Source organism: Pleomorphomonas carboxyditropha, from assembly GCF_002770725.1.
Classification (GTDB): Bacteria; Pseudomonadota; Alphaproteobacteria; order Rhizobiales; family Pleomorphomonadaceae; genus Pleomorphomonas; species Pleomorphomonas carboxyditropha.
In genome coordinates this window covers 122,161-138,690 of record NZ_NQVN01000002.1, presented here as the reverse complement: position 1 = coordinate 138,690, position 16,530 = coordinate 122,161, and the positions used below count along the sequence as shown (strand labels likewise).

Below are 16,530 nucleotides of genomic sequence, written 5' to 3'. Positions count from 1 at the left end.
ATGCCGACCAGCAACACCGTCCTCCACCGCGCCGGCGCCGTTCGCACCGGCGATCCGGCGGCCGCCGACCCGGTCACCACCGAGGTCATCCGTCACGCGCTGAACTCGGCCGCCAACCAGATGAAGCGGGCACTGGTGCGCACCGCCTTTTCGCCCGTCATCTACGAGGTGCTCGACTTCGCCGTCGCCATCTACGATCCGGAGATGCGCCTGCTGGCCCAGGCGCCGAGCCTGCCCATGTTCATGGGCACGCTGAACTTCTGCGTCGAGGAGGCGGTCAGGAACGTCGGCGGCACGGAGAACCTCTTCCCCGGCGACATGATCATGTACAACTGGCCCTACGGCACGGGTTCGCACCCGCAGGACCTCGCCGTGGTCAACCCGGTCTTTCTCGACGACGGCGAGCTCATCGGCTACACGGCGATCAAGGGCCACTGGCTCGATATCGCCGGCAAGGATCCCTACTGCACCGACACGATCGACGTCTTCCAGGAAGGCACCATCTATCCGGGCGTCAAGATCTACAAGAAGGGCGAGCTCAACGACGACATCCACCGCATGGTGATCGCCAACAGCCGCGTGCCGAAATTCGTCGCCGGCGACCTCAACGCCCAGGTGGTCGGCTGCCGCGTCGGCGCCACCGCCTTCCGCGAGGTGGTCGGCCGCTTCGGCCGCGCCGAATTCCTGAACTCCGTCGAGAACATGTTCGACCACGGGGAACGGGTCGTCCGCTCCTATTTCGAGAAGATCCCGGACGGCCGCTACGTCGCCAGCGGCGAGATGGACAGCGACGGCATTTCCGACGAGCCCATTCCCTTCGAGATCGCGGTGGAGGTCAAGGGCTCCGACGTCCGCATCGACTTCAGCAACGCGCCGGAGTCGCGCCCCGGCCCGGTCAACTGCCCCGTGCCGTCGACCATTTCCTGCGCCCGCGTCGCCATCACCATGCTCGCCGGCTACGGCGAGGCGCCGCACGAAGGCCATTTCCGCGCCATTGAAGTGGTGACGCGGCCGGGCACCATGTTCCATCCGCTGCCGCCGGCCCCCTGCTTCCTCTACGGCTGGCCCGCCGACCAGGCGATCGAGGTGATCTACAAGGCGATCGCCGCGGCGCTGCCCGAGGCGGTGCCGGCCCAGAGCGGCGGCTGCATCTGCTCGGTGGTCTGGTGGGGCACCCGCGAGAAGACCGGCGAGCCCTGGGCCGACGGCTCGCCGCACCCGGTCGGGCAAGGCGCCTGGAAGGGCGGCGACGGCGGCACCATGCTGCACATCTCCGAAAGCGCCACCCGCTTCTCGCCGATCGAGGTCTGGGAGGCCAAGAACCCCTGGCTCATGGACCGCCTGGCGCTCCGCCAGGACAGCGGCGGCCCCGGGGAGTGGCGCGGCGGAGCCGGCGTCGACTTCTTCTTCCGCATGACCGAGGACATCTACATCACCACCGTCGTCGAGCGCACCAGGAACGCCCCGTGGGGCCTTTCCGGCGGCGGCTTCGCCGTGCCCAACGGCGCGGCGGTGCGCTTTCCCGACGGCCGGCTCGTCCCGGTGCCCAAGACCACGCGCCTCGCCGTCCCGAAGGGCGCCGTGCTGGAGCTCGCCACCGGCGGCGGTGGCGGCTACGGCGACCCGAAGGCGCGGCCGAGGGAGGCGGTGCTCGCCGATCTCGAGGCCGGCTACATCTCCGAGGAGTTCGCCCGCGAACATTATCCGCAGGCCTTCTGAGGAGGCGCGGGCGCCCGCCCCGGGCGTCGTGGCGAGGGGTGGAGAAAGCAAGAAGGCAGAGCGTCATGAGCGGCTTCGATCCGGTTACCTTCGAAATCATCCAGAACGCCCTCGAAGCGGTCACCGACGAGATGTTCGCCGCCCAGCGCAAGACGTCCATGAGCGCCATCATCTACGAGGTGCTCGATCTCGGCAGCGGCATATGCGACGCCGAGGGCGAGATCGCCGCCTCCGGCGCCGGCATTCCCGCCTTCGTCGGCGTGCTCGACAAGGCGGTGAAGCGCATCCTCGACAAGCACCCCGCCGCAACCATCCGCCCCGGCGATCTCTTCGCCACCAACGATCCCTACTGGGGTGGCGTCACCCATCTCAACGACATGATCCTGGCGCTGCCGGTGTTCTCGGACGGACGCATCGTCGCCTGGACCGCCAACATCGCCCACTGGAACGACGTCGGCGGCAATGTGCCGGGCTCGATGTCGTCCGAGGCGACCGAGATCTTCCAGGAAGGCGTCCGCGTTCCGGCGGTGAAGCTGTTCGCCGCCGGGGTCGCCAACGAGGCGGTGTTCGACATCCTGATGGTCAATTCGCGCCTGCCCGACTTCCTGCGCGGCGACCTCTGGGCCGGCATCGCGGGGGTGCGCATCGGCGAGCGCCGCATCCTCGAACTGATCGACAAGTACGGCGCCGCCTGCTTCACCGCCGCCCTCGAGGACTTCATGCGGCTCGGCGAGCGCCACGCGCTGGCCGGCGTCGCCCGGCTGCCGAACGGCCGCTACGCCTTCGCCGAGGAGCAGGACGACGGGGCGGTCTACAGGGTGACCGTCGAGATCACCGACGACAGCTTCGTCGTCGATCTCACCGACAACCCGCCGCAGAAGGGATCGTCCAATTCCAGCCGCGAAGGCTCGGAGATCTCCGCCCAGCTCGCCTTCAAGGCGGTGGCCGACGCCGACGCGCCGGGCAATGGCGGCTTCTATCGCCCGCTGAAGGTGCTGACGCGGCCCGGCACCGTCTTCCACGTCGAGGCGCCGGGGGCGATGGGCTACTATTCCGAGGTCGAGATCCGCCTGTTCGACCTCATCCTGCGCTGCCTCGCGGCCCATATCCCCGACATCGTGCCGGCCGGCAATTTCGCCTCCATCTGCGGCACCGTCATCGGCGGCCCGCACCCCGACACCGGCCGCCACTACACCATCGTCGAGCCGCAGCTCGGCGGCTGGGGCGCCATGAAGGGCCGGGACGGCAACCCCGCCATCTTCTCCGGCTTCCACGGCGAGACCTACAACTGCCCCGCCGAGGTGGCAGAGGCCCGCTACGGCCTCACGGTCGACGAACTGGCGCTGACCGTGGCCGAGGGCGGCGACGGGCGCTGGCGCGGCGGCAAGGGCATCTCGGTGCGCTACCGCGTGCGCGCCGACGACAATTTCCTCAGCGTCGGCTACACCCGCACCCGCGTTCCGCCCTGGGGCGTCGCCGGCGGCGGCGACGGCACGCCGAACTTCGTGGAAGTGCTGCGCCCCGGCAAGCCGGCCGAGCGCTACGCCTTCGGCACCAACATTCCCCTGAACCGCGACGACGTGATCCATCTCGTCACCGGCGTCGGCGGCGGCTACGGCGATCCGCGCGAGCGCGATCCTTTGGCCGTGCGCCGCGATCTCCGCGACGGCTACATCACGCCCGAGCACGCGGAGGCCGTCTATGGCCTCCGCTGAACCCGCCCTCCCCCGATCCGCGACGGACGCCCGCCCATGCCAGATCTGACCGATTTCCTCAAGGCCACTGAATCGGCCGGCAACCAGCCTCACGCCACCTTCGCCGCCCTCGAGGCGCTGACCCGCCGGCTGGTCGGCGTGAAGCTGTTCACCGTCATGACCGCCGACACGCGCGGCCGGTCGTCGGAACGCATCTATTCCAACATGCCGGACGCCTATCCGGTGTCGGGCACCAAGCCCTACAACGAGACGCACTGGTCCGAGATCACCCTGAACCAGAGGAAGACGTTCGTCGCCAACAGCATCGAGGACATAGCCAAGGTGTTCGGCGACTACCCGCTGATCCGGTCGCTCGGCTGCGAATCCGTCATCAACGTGCCGATCGTCGTGGCCGGCGAGGTCGTCGGCACCATCAACTGCCTCGACGTGGCGGGACACTACACCGAGGAGCGGGTCAAGGCCGCCGAGGCGCTGAAGCTGCCGGGCGCCCTGGCCATGCTGCTTCACGACCGGATCAGGAGGACCTGACAAGCCATGAGCACCAAGACCATTCGCGTCGCCACCGACGTCGGCGGCACCTTCACCGATCTCGTCTGTTTCGAGACCGATACCGCGACCGGCGAATCCCGCGTCATAACCGCGAAGTCGGACACGACGCCGCCGAATTTCGAGCAGGGCGTGCTCAACGTGCTCGACAAGGGCGGCGTCGATCCGTCGACCGTCGATTTTCTCGCCCATGGCACCACGGTGGTCATCAACGCGCTGACCGAGCGCAAGGGCGTCAAGGTCGGGCTGATCACCACCGAGGGATTTCGCGACAGCCTGGAGATCGCCCGCGGCAACCGGCCGGATTTCTTCAACCTGCATTATCGCAAGCCCGAACCCTTCGTGCCGCGCTACCTGCGCCGCGAACTGCCCGGCCGCATGAGCTACAGGGGCGAGGAGATGCGCCCGCTCGACCTGTCGGCCCTGCCGGCGATCCTCGCCGACTTCCGGGCCGACGGCGTCGAGGCGGTGGCCGTCTGCTTCCTGCACGCCTACGCCAATCCGGCCCACGAGCGCGCGGCGCTGGACGAGATCCGGCGGCTGTGGCCGGAGGTCGCCGCCGTCTCCTCGCACCAGATCACCCGCGAGTGGCGCGAATACGAACGGTCGAGCACGGCCGTGCTGTCGGCCTACGTCCAGCCGACCGCCGAACGCTACCTCACGCGCCTCAGCGACGGCCTTTCGGCGAAGGGCTTTGCCGGCAACCTCTTCATCATGCAGTCCAACTGCGGCGTGGATTCGGTCGAATCCGTCTCCAAGATTCCCATCACCATGGTGGAATCCGGCCCCGCTTCCGGCTTCTGGGGGGCGGCCGAACTCGGCAGACTTATCGGCGAACCGAATGTGCTCGCCCTCGACATCGGCGGCACCACCGCCAAGTGCTCGCTGATCGAGGACGGCCGGGTGCGCATCATGACCGACTACTGGATCGAGCGCGACAAGCGGTCGGCCGGCTACCCGATCATGGTGCCGGTGGTCGACCTCGTCGAGATCGGCAACGGCGGCGGCTCGATCGCCTGGGTCGACGATTTCGCCAAGCTGCACGTCGGGCCCCAGTCCGCCGGCGCCATGCCGGGCCCGGCCGCCTACGGCCGCGGCGGCACCAGCGCCACCACCACCGACGCCAATCTCTGGCTCGGCCGCATCAACCGCGACTATTTCTGCGGCGGCTCGGTGGTGGCCGACATGAAGGCCGCCGAGGCGGCGCTGAAGGCGGTCGGCGACCGTCTCGGCGTATCCGTCACCGAGGCGGCGCGCGGCATCATCCGCATCGCCAACAACAACATGGTCAACGCGCTGAAGCTGGTGTCGCTCAACCGCGGCCACGACCCGCGCGACTTCACCCTGGTCGCCTTCGGCGGCGGCGGCGCCATGCACGCCGCGGCGCTGGCCGCCGAACTCGGCGTCGCCAAGGTGGTGATCCCGGCCGGCGCCTCCGTCTTCTCGGCCTGGGGCATGATGATGTCGGACCTCAGGCGCGACTTCTTCGTCACCCATCTCGCCGATCTCAAGACCGGGGCCGCGGCCGAGATCGAGGCGCTCTACGCCGAAACCGAGAAGCTGGCGCTCGACCAGTTCGCCACCGAGGGCATCGCCGCCGGCAAGGTGCGCTTCCTGCGCTACGGCAAGTTCCGCTACCAGAACCAGGAGCACACCACGGAGGTGCTCCTGGAAGGCCCCATCACCGACGCCCGCCTCGGCGCCATCGAGACCGCCTTCCACGAGGCCTACGAGCGGGAATACACCTATCGCCTCGCCGCGCCCGTCGAACTCGTCGGCATCCACCTGGTCGCCGCCGCCGAGGTCGGCAAGCTCGAGATGAAGGCGAGGCCGCCGTCCGGCAAGCCCGCCTCCGCGGCCCTCAAGGGCCGGCGCTCCGTGGACTATGCGCTCGACGGCATCCAGGACGCCGCGATCTACGACGGCGACAAGCTGGAGCCCGGCATGGCCTTCGCCGGCCCGGCCGTCGTCGAGGATTCCGGCACCACGGTGGTCGTCCATCCCGGCAACCGGGTCGAGATCGACGGCTACGGCAACATCCACATCCGGCTGAAGAACTGAGGGAGGGACCGATGACCGCCACGGCCTACGACCCGATCACCCTGGAGATCATCCAGAATTCCCTGCAGGCGACAGCCGACGAGATGTTCGCCGCCATGCGCAAGACGGCGATGAGCTCGATCATCTACGAGGTGCTCGACATGGGCACCGGCATCCTCGACGCGAAGGGCCAGCTCGCCAGCTCCGGCGCCGGCATTCCCGGCTTCATCGGCGTACTCGACAAGTCGGTGAAGGTGCTGATCGCCAAGTTCGGCAAGCCGGGCGACATCGAGCCCGGCGACGTCTTCATCACCAACGACCCGTATTACGGCGGCGTCACCCACCTCAACGACCTCGTGGTCGCCATGCCGGTGTTCGTCGGCGACCGGCTGATCGCCTGGACCGCCAACATCGCCCACAATTCCGACGTCGGCGGCAAGTCGCCCGGCTCGCTGTCGGCCGACGCCCGCGAAATCTTCCAGGAAGGCCTGCGTCTTCCCGCCATCAAGATGATCTCGAAAGGCCAGCCGATCGCCGGCATCTTCGACATCATCACGGTCAATTCGCGCATGCCCGACTTCATCGAGGGCGACCTCTGGGCCGCCATCGCCTCGGTGCGGATCGGCGCGCGCCGCCTTGCCGACCTCGCGGAGAAATACGGCGTCGAGACCTTCGACGCCGCCATGGCCGGCTTCATGGACTTCGGCGAGGAAATCTCCCTCGCCGCCCTCGCCGGCCTGCCCCATGGCACCTTCGAACTCGCGGAGGAGCAGGACGACGGCCGCTTCTTCAACGTCCGGATCACCATTTCCGACACGGAATTCGTGGTCGACCTGCGCGACAATCCCGAGCAGAGCGACGGGCCGACCAACGCCGGGCACGACGACACCATGGTGTCGACCCAGGTCATCTTCAAGGCGCTGACCTCGCCGGAGGCGCCGGCCAACGAAGGCTCGTTCCGCCCGCTCAGGCTGCTGACCCGCGAGGGCACCGTGTTCCACGCCAGGGAGCCGGCGGCGGTCGGCTTCTATTACGAGGTCGGCATCCGCGTCACCGACCTCATCTGGCGCTGCCTGGCGCCGCACATTCCCGGCCGGCTGCCGGCCGGCCATTTCGCCTCCATCGCCGGCACCTTCATCGGCGGCATCCATCCCGACACCGGCCGCCAGTACACCATCATCGAGCCGCAGGTCGGCGGCTGGGGCGCCGCCGCCGGTCGTGACGGCAACTCGGCGATCTTCTCGGCCGTGCACGGCGAGACCTTCAACTGCCCGGCCGAGATTTCCGAGGCGCGCAACGGGCTCACCATCGATCGCATGGAGATCAACTGCGACGGCGGTGGCGAGGGCGAGTTCATCGGCGGCCGCGGCATCCGCCTCGACTACCGCATCCGCCGCGACGACAGCTTCCTGACGCTCGGCTACACCCGCAGCCGCATCCTGCCCTGGGCGCTCGACGGCGGCCGCGAAGGCTCGGCCAACTACGCGCTGATCCTGCGCAAGGACGGCTCCTCCGAACGCTTCGCCTACGGCTCCGGCATCCGCGTCGACCGCGACGACGTCATCCGCATCGTCACCGGCGCCGGCGGCGGGTTCGGCGATCCGAAGAAGCGCGCGCCGGAAAAGGTGCTGGCCGACGTCCGCAACGGCTATCTCGGCCCCGAGAGGGCTGCTGAAATCTATGGCGTCACGCCCTGAACAGGAGATTGGACATGCCCCCCGTCAAGATCATGTATCTCAACCCGGTCGCCGACAATCCGGAGGTCGACCGCCTGTTCGCCGACATGGCGAGGGCCTACAAGCTCGCCGGCACCGAGGTGCACGTCACCGCGCTGCCGCGCGCCGACTATCCCTTCTCGCACATCGAGTATCGCACCTACGAGGCGCTGGTGACCGGCGGCATCGTCCGCGCGGCGCGGGCCGCCGCCCGCGAGGGATTCGACGCCTTCACCATCGGCTGCTTCTACGACACCGCTCTGCACGACGCCCGGGAGATTTCCGGAGCCATGGCGGTGACGGCGCCCTGCATCGCCTCCTGCGAGATCGCCGCGAGCCTTGCCAACCGCTTCGCCGTCATCGTCGTGCGCAGCAAATGCAACGTCCAGATGGGCGCCAACATCCGCGAATACGGCTATGGCGATCGCTTCTCCGGCTTCTACGAGATCGGCCTCGGCGTCGACGACCTCCAGCGCGACCACGCCGAGACCGAGCGTCGCCTCAAGGCGGCGGGCCGGCGCGCCGTCGACGACGGCGCCGAGATGATCGTCCTCGGCTGCACCATGGAGATCGGCTTCTACAAGGAAATGGAGGCCGAGCTCGGCGTGCCGGTGATCGATTCGGCCATCGCCTCGCTGAAGCGGGCCGAATACGCCGCGCTGCTCAGGCATCAGTGCGGTTGGGTGCCGAGCCGGACCGGCAGTTGCGAGGCGCCCACGGAAGCCGAGATCGCCAGATTCGACGCCTTCGGCGGTTCGCGGCCGGTGTTCGGCAGCCGGATCGTCGTCGAGGCGAGCTGAAGTCCACCAACCGAAGGAAGCCGTTGCCATGTCCCCATCGACCACCCGGCGCCTCGCCGCCCTCCGCAGCTGCATGGCGAAAGCCGGCGTCGGCCTCGTCGCCGTCGCCCCCGGTTCGCACATGGACTGGATCGTCGGGTTTCACCCCCATGCCGACGAGCGGCCGTGCCTGCTCCTGATCGGGCCGGAGCGCGAAGCCTTCCTGATGCCGGCGCTGAACGCCGACGGCGCCCGCACCTTCACCGACATCGCCTTCCACACCTGGGCCGACGAGGCCGGCCCCGACGAGGCGCTGCGCGCGGCGCTGGCCGATGCCGGGGCCGCCCAGCCCGGCCGCGTCGCGCTCGACGAATGCATGCGCCTCGATTTCGGACTGCTGCTTCTCGACGCCCTGCCCGCCGGGACGGCGCGGGAATTCACCGCCTCGACGCTCGGCGCCCTCAGGATGCGCAAGGACGCCGACGAATATGCCGAACTGAAGCGCAACGCCCTCATCGCCGACCGGGCGATGCTGGCGGCCTTCGCCGCCCTCCGGCCGGGCATGACCGAACTTGAGCTCGCCAACGTCGTCAAGGCGCATTTCCTGTCAGAGGAAGCCGCGCCGCAGTTCTGGATCGTCGGCGCCGCCGGCAACGGCGCCTTCCCGCACCATACGGCGAGCGACCGAGTCATCGAAGCCGGCGACGCCGTCGTCATCGACATCGGCGGCCGCAACGGCATGTTTCCATCGGACATCACGCGCATGGCGATCGTCGGGCCGGCGCCCGAGGGCTACGACGCCGTGCATGCCGTCGTCGAAGCCGCCGTTCGGGCGGGGCTTGCCGCCGCCAGACCCGGCGTCGCGGCCAGGGAGGTCGATGCCGCCGCCCGCGGGGTGATCGCCGCCGCCGGCTACGGCGACTATTTCCTGCATCGCACCGGCCACGGCATGGGAATAGACGGCCACGAGCCGCCGTTCCTCACCGCGACTTCGGAGACCGTGCTGGACGAAGGCATGGTGTTTTCGATCGAGCCCGGCATCTATCTGCCCAGCCGTTTCGGCATCCGGCTCGAGGAGATCGTCATCCTGCGCAAGGACGGACCGGAAATCCTCTCCGAACTGCCGAGGACCGTATTCCGCAAGGAGGCATGATCCCTTGGCCCGTGTGATGGATCCGAGGCCCGGCAAGACAAAAGCCCAGGCTCCTGTTGTAAGCCTACACACGCAACGATCTCGGCCCTATCTGCGACAGGAAACGACTGTGGTGTTCGGGAACCATCTCCGGCGTATCCTGAATGGCATAACTTGCCTGCTCGTAAGAGCTGCTTGGGTCGGTGTCGCGTACGGCATGCGGCCCATGTGTCGTTGGTCATCTTTGATCCGGGCATCTATGGCTCTCTTCAGGCGGCAAAACCACATATACCCTGCGCAGTTGACGACCACCTCTTCCGGTTTGTAGAGTTTTCCCGGCACGTCGCGGCGGATAGCCGCTTTCCCAGCAAGCCATCTTCTCATTGCAGTTCGTGCAGTAGCTGCGGAGCACTACTGTTGCGCGTGACGCTCATCGGAAATGAATAGCGGCCCTTGAGAGATCGCCGAACTTCCGCTTTGATGGAAGAGGATGCCAATTTCGTCGGCACGGCATAATCGAGGGGCACCGAACAAAGGACTGAAACACAGCGAAATGGGCAGATCGCTTGCCGCTGTAGCATGGGGGATTGTTGGCGGATGATTCCCACTAAATAAAGGATTAGGCGAGGAAATGAGCTCGACGGCAAAGGATCTACAAGAGCGCAAACTTGATCAGGCCGCAAGGGCAGCTTGGTTTTACTATATCGCCGGCAATACTCAGGAAGAGGTTGCCGCTAAACTTAATGTCTCTCGACAAACCGCTCAGCGCCTTGTCTCTATCGCTGTCTCAGAGAAACTGATTAAATTTCGCCTTGATCATCCCATTGCCGCATGTGTCGAACTCGAAGAGCGCATTCGAGAGCATTTCGAACTGGATATTTGCACTATTGTACCGACTGCGGAGAGCAACTCAGATTCATCTGGTGGTGTAGCCTTGGCGTTAGCCGAGCGTATTGAAGCATCGCTATCGGTTCGCGAGCCAACAATCATCGGCATTTCGACAGGGCGAACACTGTTGGCTGCCGTGGCCGAAGTGCCGACTATGAATCAGCCTGAACATAAGATCGTATCGCTGATTGGCGCAATGTCGCGAGATGGACGGGCGAGCCACTACGAGGTCGTTTCAAGGCTTTCCGATCGAACCAACGCCCAGTGCTACCCGATGCCGACGCCGGTCGTCACCTCGACGGTCGAGGAGCGCATCCTCCTGCAGTCTCAACGGTCCTACCAGACCATCTTGTCGCTGGCCGAGAAAGCTAGCGCTTGCTTCGTTGGCGTCTGCGAAATCGCTTGGAATTGCCCCCTTCAACGAGACGGCTTCCTCACCGAATCGGAGGTGGTGGAACTAGCGGATCGTGGCGCCGTTGGCGAGATTGCCGGTTGGGCCTTCAACGCTGCAGGCCAGATCATCGAAGGCTCAACGAACTTGCGCGTCGCTGGCGTTCCATTGCGGACAATGGCCGACTTACCCATCGTCGCTGCCGGTTCCGGTATTCATAAGGTTCAAGCTGTTCGTGCAGCCTTGCGCGGCAAATTGATTAAAGGGCTGATCACCGATATGGCCACTGGATCGGCCTTGCTCGCTGGCACTCCTGAGATTTAGCAGCCATTGCATGTCATACCATGGAGAAACCAGGAGCTTTCCGCGCCCTTGTCTATCCGTTCATGCCGCGTTTCCATCTTGCTTGATGGCCTCGTCGACATCGAGGCCGACCGTTCGCGTCCGGCAGCCGGCGCGGTCGAGCTTCTCTAACCAGGCGACGGACAAGCTGTCGTCGGTAATCAGGTCGAGCCGCTCGTCGAGCGGCGTCACCTTGTAGGTGGCGCGCGGGCCGAACTTGCTGGCGTCGGCGAGGACGGTGGTGCGCGCCGCCCGGGTGATCATCTTCTCGTTGAGGCGCGCCTCGTCCTCGTCCATCGTATAGGTGCAGCCGTCGTCGCCGACCGTGCTGGCGCCGAGGAAAAGCTGATCGAACCACAGCCGTTCCAGCATGCTTTCGGCCAGCGCGCCGAGCACCGAGGCGTTGCGCGAGCGGAGACGGCCGCCGAGCAGCGTCACCTGGACGTCGCGGATGTCGGTCAGCACCTGCGCCACCGCCAGGCAATTGGTGAACACCGAAAGCGGCAGCGGATTCATCCGGATGCGGCGGGCGACCTGCAGCACGGTGGTGCCGGCGGCGAGAAACACCGACATGTCCGGCCTGAGGTCGGCATAGGCGGCGAGGCCGATCGCCCGCTTGGCGGCGATGCAGGTCTGCTCGCGCACCTCGAAGGCCGCCTCGATACCGGCGGAATCGGCGATGCGGGCGCCGCCATGGGTGCGATGAACCGCCCCTTCGGTTTCGAGCGTGAGCAGGTCGCGCCGGACGGTCGGCAGCGAAGCCCCTACCGCCTCGGCGATCTCGTGGATCGAGGCCGACGTTTTTTCGAACAGGTAATGGCGGATGGCCGACAGGCGATTATCTTTCACACTGGGGCCTCTTGATATATCCAGACAATTTTATATCTGCCATCGCCCGCATTATTACATCGATCTCAAATTTTTATTATTGGATACACTCAAGCTATAGGGGGAATTTCCCCTGGTTGCTTTTGAAAATTACTATTTTGTATCGAGCATGATTTTTCCGCGGACCGCCTTCGAAAGAAGAAGCTCTGGAATTGTCCCGGCTTCATTCAGCGGTAGCACACGGTCGATCAAGCCTTCCAACCGGATACGGTTGTTGCCGAGGGCCTCAGCCGCAAAGGCCCACTCCCACCCCGGAAATGGAGCGGAATAGTTCATCCACGATCCTTGAACGGTGAGTTCCTTGCGGTTGATTTCCTCGAATTCGGCCGGCTGCAGCGTCAATGGCACATGTGGCGTGCCAACGTACATGACCCGTCCCTTGCCGGCCGCGATTTTCAGCGCCAGGATCTCGGCATCCGGGACACCGGCGGTCTCGAAGACGATTTCGTAGCCACCATCAGCGATAGCGGCGTCAACCGCCTCGACATCACGCGAGTCAACCACCGTGTCGGCGCCGTAGTTCTTGGCCAACTCAAGCTTGCTGGGGTCGATGTCAAAGGCGCTGATCGGACCAGCCCCCAGAAGCTTGGCGGACTGCATCAGCAAGAGGCCGATCGTGCCAAGTCCGACAATCGCGGTCGAACGGCCCGGACGAAAGTCCATGATGTTGATGGCATGAAGGCCGACCGTTACCGGCTCCATGAAGGCGCCCGCCAACAGGTCGATCGAATCGTCTAGAGGAACAGCGTTGATCCTCGGCATTGTCACATACTCGGCGAAACCGCCGGACCGCCGCGAACCGATGAAACTATAGCCCTTGCCCAACGCGAAGTTGCCGCGTTGCGACTGAGGATGCTCGAAGATCGGAACCAGGGGAGCACATGCCACCTTGGTGCCGATCAAGCTCTCCTCGACCCCCTCCCCCACCGCCTCAACTGTTCCCGAGAACTCGTGTCCCAGAATGATCGGGTAGAAATGAGCGCCGTCGTGAATAAGCCTCGGAACATCAGAGCCGCAAACGCCACTGTAAGCAACGCGGACCAGAAGCTCTCCTTCACCAACTTCCGGATCTGCGATGTCTTCGACCCGAAGGTCAGCGTTGCCGTGGAGAACAGCAGCCTTCATTTTTCTACCTCGTAATTCTCTCGGATTTGATTGAGCTGCGCCAGGGCGTGGAGATTGCTCTCGTAAGCAATGTCAAATATTGAGAAGAGATCGTCGTAATATTTGCTGCGGGCAGGATTCGGCTCCCGCAACTCTCCACGTGGAAGCAGAGCAAAGGCATCATCGATCGATCGGAAGCTGCCGATACCAATGCCGGCCAGGATGGCAAGACCAAGATTGCCCACTTCCGTTTGACCGGATGGGATCAGACGCATTCCGGTGGCGTCGGCAAAAATCTCGGTCCACAGCAGGTTATTGGTAATACCGCCGGTCAGCGCCGCCGCGGAAGGGCGCTCCGTCCTCAGTTTCCGGAATGCGTGACGAGCTCCGAGGGCCGTGCTCTCCATGAACATGCGGGCCAAGTGCCGCCGATCGGTCCCTGGCGTAATGCCAATCATCACGCCCGACAGAGCATCGTTCCAAAGCGGCGCTCTTTGGCCGGTCATATATGGGAGGAATATGAGGGGATGGCTGGCAAAGCCGGTTTCCGCGGCAGCCGCGCACAGCTTGTCGAAGTCGCGCTCCCCGAGAAGGTTGCGAAACCACAGAAGTCCGGCACTGCCGTAATCGACGCTGCCGTTAACCAGCCATTTGCCGTCGATTCCCGAATGATAGACGAGACCGTGACCATCGACAGGTGGAGCATCGACAAGGACACCAACATTCGTTGCTGTGCCCGCCGCCACGTACGCGTCCCCGTCGTTTCGAAGACCGAGGCCCGTCGTTGCGGCGACATTATCCATGGCGCCCGCGATAACCGGAGTGCCGGCCGCCAAGCCAAATGTTACCGCGGCGGCCGGCGTGACACGACCGACGACCTCGCTGCAACCAGCGATCTCCGGCAATTTCCCTCTATCGAGCCCTGATACCTCGATAAGCTCGTCGGAATAGGCACCGGTGCGGATATCGCAAAGCTGTGAAAGCCCGGCCTCGGAGCGGTTCATGACGAACACGCCGGTCAACTGATGAACGAGATAGGAACTGCAATGAAGCAGTACCGCGCTGGCGTCATAGACGTTTCTCCGGCAGTCGCGGAGCCACATTGCCTTAGGACCAAAGTTCGATGGATCGGAGCGATTGCCCGAAATGCTCAGATGAAGAGCCCCATGCTGTCGATTGATGAAGTCGCTTTGCTCCTGAGCGCGGCGATCAAGCCAGATAAGGCCGGGACAGAGCGGCTTGCCTTGGCTATCCACGGGCAGCATCAGACTCGACATGCCATCAATTCCGATACCGGCAATAGCGTCGGGCGGTAAACGCGTCCGATCGAGGATATCGTGTACGGCCCATATCAAGGCACGAGTCCAGTCGTCGGGATTCTGCTCAGCCCAACCAATCTTCGGGTAGTTTGTTATATATTCTTGTTTCGACTGCGCGACTATTGTCATCGCGGCGTCGAACAACGCGGCCTTTAGACTCGACGTTCCAACGTCTATCGTCAGTATGAAATCCACATGGGCCTCCCCGGAATCGACTCGAACACTTTGATTCAGTCCATATCTGGTCTCACTTGCCAAAATAGACTTTTCCCGCGCCCGGTTAACCCTCCCCAATGCCGACCCTCAAATGAGCTTAGCAAGTCGCCGTTGATAGAGCAATTGCCAATCGATAGGGCATATGCCATATCCCTGTGGGACACAGCGATTCCTTCATGTAATGCGAATAAGGTGCAATATTATTCCATAAATGTCTTTTTTGGCGATTTTCCGTTGAAACCATTCAACGGATCGCCGAGTTAATGCCATTCAAAGTTGATTTGATCATAAATTCACCCTCTAAAATAGATTTTTAATGTACGTATTAGCCCATCATGTTGACATATGATTGGAGATAATGTTTCTTGTCTGAGCAGTTGCCCAAGAATGGCTGCGGCGCTCTGGGCAATGGGAGGCCGAGCAGATTTCGGACGAGGCTTCTGATCGTGCGCGGAGCAAGAGTTCTCCTTCACGATCTGTCGGTTCGGAAGACTATCGCGGCACGCCAAGGACGCCGGGCGTCCGAAGCGTGGGGTCTAGCAGGCCTTAGTGTTCAACACTGATTTCGCTCTCGGCCGAGAGAGGATGGCTGAGGGCTGTTTAGGAGGAAAACGATGAGCTTCAAGCGTCTTGCCCTGGCGGCTGCTGCCGTTGCCGCCTTGTGTGTCTCGGGGACGACTATGGCCAAGGACCTCAAGGTGGGGTTCTCCAACCGCACACTGAACGGCCCTTACTTCAGCGCGCTCACCGAGCACATCAAGAACAAGGGCGCGGCCGAAGGCTGGACCGTGATCACCACGGACGCTCGCGCCGATCTCAATAAGCAGATCGCCGACGTCGAGGATATGCTGGCGCGCGATCTGGATTACCTGATTCTCAACCCGCAGGATCCAGCCGCAGGCCTGCGCATCGTCAAGGAAGCCAACGCCAAGAAGGTGCCGGTGATCATCATCGACAGTGACCTGGCCATCGGCGCCGACGTCATCACCCGCATCGCACCCGACAACGCGAAGAACAACCAGTTGATCGGCGAGTACGCCGTCAGCCAGTTCGGCGATACGCCGATACAGGTGGCGCTGATCTCCGGCAATCAGGGCAACTTGGTCGGTCAGACCCGGTCGATGAACTTTTTCAGGGGCATCATCGATGGCCAGCTCCGCGCGGCCGCCAAGACCAACTTCTCGATCGTGACGCAGGTCTGGGGCGGCTGGGATCAGCAAGGCGGTCTGAAGGCGATGGAGGATGTGCTCGCGGCTCATCCGGAGACCAACGCCGTCTACACGGAGAACGACGACATGGCTCTCGGTGCCGTGCACGCCCTGAAGGCCGCCGGCAAGCTTAAGGACGTCAAGGTTTACAGCTACGACGGCAACAAGAACGCCTACAAGTCGATCATCGATGGCGAAATGCAAGCCACCGGCGAAAACAACCCGGAAATCATGGCCCAGATGGTCGTCGACACCATCAAGAAGTATGACGCTGGTGAACACCAGTTTCCTGATTACTCGCTCTGCCCGCCTCTGATGGTCAACAAGGACAACGCCGAGAAGGTCTATAACCCCGACTCGCTGTTCTGAACCGGCGGCTTCATTTCTCCTTCCCCACGAGAACGGAAGCGGCGTATCGCCGCTTCCAACCAACAACAGACTGAGTCCTCAGGTCCCCTAGCGACCTAACCGTCGGGATCGAACCACTAGCAATCTCGGTCAGTGATTATCCGAGCAGTGCCCGATCGG

12 protein-coding genes are annotated in these 16,530 nt (G+C 64.1%); 9 read left to right on the top strand and 3 right to left on the bottom strand.

All coding sequences use genetic code 11. The features are described from left to right. The 8 genes from CJ014_RS05135 to CJ014_RS05100 all read left to right on the top strand — a co-directional run bounded on the left by CJ014_RS05135 (position 1) and on the right by CJ014_RS05100 (position 11,249). Positions 1 to 1,719: a hydantoinase B/oxoprolinase family protein gene (locus CJ014_RS05135; RefSeq protein ID WP_100079466.1), complete on the top strand. Its 1,719-nt coding sequence runs from the start codon at positions 1 to 3 to the stop codon at positions 1,717 to 1,719. Between the two features lie 65 nt (positions 1,720 to 1,784). Further along, on the top strand, positions 1,785 to 3,434 hold the full coding sequence (locus CJ014_RS05130) for a hydantoinase B/oxoprolinase family protein (RefSeq protein ID WP_100079465.1): 1,650 nt from the start codon (positions 1,785 to 1,787) through the stop codon (positions 3,432 to 3,434). Positions 3,435 to 3,470: 36 nt separating this feature from the next. Beyond that, on the top strand, positions 3,471 to 3,962 hold the full coding sequence (locus tag CJ014_RS05125; RefSeq protein ID WP_100079464.1) for a GAF domain-containing protein: 492 nt from the start codon (positions 3,471 to 3,473) through the stop codon (positions 3,960 to 3,962). Between the two features lie 6 nt (positions 3,963 to 3,968). After that, positions 3,969 to 6,041 (top strand): hydantoinase/oxoprolinase family protein, encoded by a 2,073-nt coding sequence (locus CJ014_RS05120; protein WP_100079463.1) that lies wholly within the window; start codon positions 3,969 to 3,971, stop codon positions 6,039 to 6,041. Positions 6,042 to 6,052: 11 nt separating this feature from the next. After that, positions 6,053 to 7,717 (top strand): hydantoinase B/oxoprolinase family protein, encoded by a 1,665-nt coding sequence (locus tag CJ014_RS05115; protein ID WP_100079462.1) that lies wholly within the window; start codon positions 6,053 to 6,055, stop codon positions 7,715 to 7,717. A gap of 14 nt (positions 7,718 to 7,731) precedes the next feature. Continuing rightward, a complete protein-coding gene (locus CJ014_RS05110) occupies positions 7,732 to 8,535 on the top strand; it encodes an aspartate/glutamate racemase family protein (RefSeq protein WP_100079461.1) in 804 nt (267 codons plus the stop codon). 28 nt (positions 8,536 to 8,563) lie between these two features. Next, complete coding sequence (locus tag CJ014_RS05105) at positions 8,564 to 9,667, top strand: M24 family metallopeptidase (RefSeq protein ID WP_100079460.1); 1,104 nt, start codon at positions 8,564 to 8,566, stop codon at positions 9,665 to 9,667. Positions 9,668 to 10,277: 610 nt separating this feature from the next. Continuing rightward, entirely contained in the window at positions 10,278 to 11,249 is a 972-nt protein-coding gene (locus CJ014_RS05100) for a sugar-binding transcriptional regulator (protein WP_100079459.1), read from the top strand. A gap of 60 nt (positions 11,250 to 11,309) precedes the next feature. Here CJ014_RS05100 and CJ014_RS05095 read toward each other — a convergent pair whose 3' ends face one another. The 3 genes from CJ014_RS05095 to CJ014_RS05085 form a co-directional block, all read right to left on the bottom strand. Further along, positions 11,310 to 12,134 (bottom strand): DeoR/GlpR family DNA-binding transcription regulator, encoded by an 825-nt coding sequence (locus tag CJ014_RS05095; protein ID WP_100079458.1) that lies wholly within the window; start codon positions 12,132 to 12,134, stop codon positions 11,310 to 11,312. Positions 12,135 to 12,248: 114 nt separating this feature from the next. Beyond that, positions 12,249 to 13,280 carry a galactitol-1-phosphate 5-dehydrogenase gene (locus tag CJ014_RS05090; RefSeq protein ID WP_100079457.1) on the bottom strand — a complete coding sequence of 344 codons (1,032 nt, stop codon included), beginning with the start codon at positions 13,278 to 13,280 and terminating at the stop codon, positions 12,249 to 12,251. Beyond that, positions 13,277 to 14,773: a xylulokinase gene (locus tag CJ014_RS05085; protein WP_165790750.1), complete on the bottom strand. Its 1,497-nt coding sequence runs from the start codon at positions 14,771 to 14,773 to the stop codon at positions 13,277 to 13,279. Before CJ014_RS05085 ends, CJ014_RS05090 begins: the two co-directional genes overlap by 4 nt. Before the next feature lie 635 nt (positions 14,774 to 15,408). Between CJ014_RS05085 and CJ014_RS05080 the strand changes: the two genes are divergently transcribed. Next, positions 15,409 to 16,371: a substrate-binding domain-containing protein gene (locus CJ014_RS05080; RefSeq protein ID WP_100079455.1), complete on the top strand. Its 963-nt coding sequence runs from the start codon at positions 15,409 to 15,411 to the stop codon at positions 16,369 to 16,371. The last annotated feature ends 159 nt before the right edge of the window (positions 16,372 to 16,530 follow it).